We start from the raw sequence: 1,677 nt of genomic DNA, 5'->3' as shown, positions 1-1,677 counted from the left end.
CACCTACATCACCCTCGAACAACTCCCCCTCACCCCCAACGGCAAAATCGACACCAAAGCCCTCCCCGCACCCGACAGTCACCGACCGGACCTCGACGCCACCTTCGTCGCCCCGCGCACGACTGCCGAGCACATCGTCACCACCGTCTGGTCCGAGATCCTCGGCATCGACACCATCGGCATCCACGACAACTTCTTCGAACTCGGCGGGCATTCACTGCTTGCCACGCGGGTGACGTCCCGGCTGCGCCGGCAGCTCGGCATCGACGTCCCGGTCCGCACCCTCTTCACCTCGCCCACCCCGGCGACGCTGGCCGCGGCCATGCGCGAGCTGACGGCGACGGCCGATGAGGCGCCGCTCGTACCGGTGGACCGTAGCGATGCATCGCTGCCGTTGTCGTTCGCCCAGCAACGTCTGTGGTTCCTGGACCAGTTGACGCCCGGCAGCGCCGAGTACCTGGTGCCCTTCGCCCTGCGCATACGGGGCGAGCTGGATGCCGAAGCCCTGGGTACGGCGTTCACCGGCCTGGTGGCACGGCACGAGATCCTGCGGACCCGGTTCGTCACCGACGACTCCGGACGCCCCTCGCAGGTGGTGGACGCGCCGTGGTCGGTCACCCCGGTGGTGCACCACGTCCGGGCCGAGGACACCCTCGGAGACGGGGCGCGAGCCGCACAGGAGGTCATGGAAGCGGAGGCGCGGCGCCCGTTCGAACTCGACGGAGGGCGGCTGCTGCGCGTGGACCTGGTCCCCGTCGCGGAGGACGACCAGTACCTGCTGGTCACGTTGCACCACATCGTGTCGGACGGTTGGTCCTCCGGCATCCTGGCGCGCGAACTGCGCGAGCTGTACACGGCGGCGCTGGCCGAGCGCGAGGCGAGTCTCCCGGACCTCGCGGTGCAGTACGCGGACTACGCCGTCTGGCAGCGGGAACAGCTCACCGGCGACTTCCTGGAATCGCAGTTGGCTTACTGGCGTGAGCGCCTGACCGGTCTGCCGGTGCTGGAACTGCCCACGCAGCACGGTCGCCCGGCCGAGCGCGAGGATGCCACAGGCGACACCGTGTACTTCGCGCTGCCGGCCGAGGTCGCGGATCAGTTGCGGGCGTCGGCGGGACGGCACGGCGCAAGCCTCTTCATGACACTGCTGTCGTTGTTCCAGATCGTGCTGGCCCGCTACGGGCGCCAGGACGACATCGCCGTGGGGACACCCATCGCGGGCCGCAACCGGGCCGAGACCGAAGACCTGATCGGCTTCTTCGTCAACACGCTGGTGATGCGGACGGACCTGTCCGGCGACCCGACGTTCACCGAGCTGATCGACCGCGTGAAGGACACGGCCCTGGGCGCGTACGACCACCAGGACCTGCCGTTCGAGCGCCTCGTCGACGAACTTGCGCCCAACCGCGACCTGTCGCGCAACCCGCTGTTCCAGACCATGTTCGTCTTCCAGAACACTCCTGACGGGGATGCGTGGAGCCTGCCGGGCCTCGAGGTCGAGCAGGTCGGGGTGGGCGGCCAGGACGCGAAGTTCGACCTCCAGCTGACGGCGGCGGAGTCGGGCGGCGAGGTGCTCGCGGCGCTGGAGTACCGGACGGATCTGTTCGAGCGGGCGGCGATCGAGCGGATGGCCGGCCACCTCGGCACGCTGGCCGCCTCCGTCGCAGCCACCCCCGA

1 protein-coding gene is annotated in these 1,677 nt (G+C 69.6%); it reads left to right on the top strand.

What is annotated here, in order from left to right:
• Positions 1–1,677 (top strand): condensation domain-containing protein (locus tag ABT025_RS39405; RefSeq protein WP_351003646.1); only part of this gene is annotated, 1,677 nt, incomplete at both ends.

Source organism: Streptomyces sp. NPDC002809, from assembly GCF_040295435.1.
Lineage (GTDB): Bacteria > Actinomycetota > Actinomycetes > Streptomycetales > Streptomycetaceae > Streptomyces.
The sequence above is the reverse complement of the archived record's forward strand: the minus strand, read 5'-3'. Positions and strand labels throughout refer to the sequence as shown.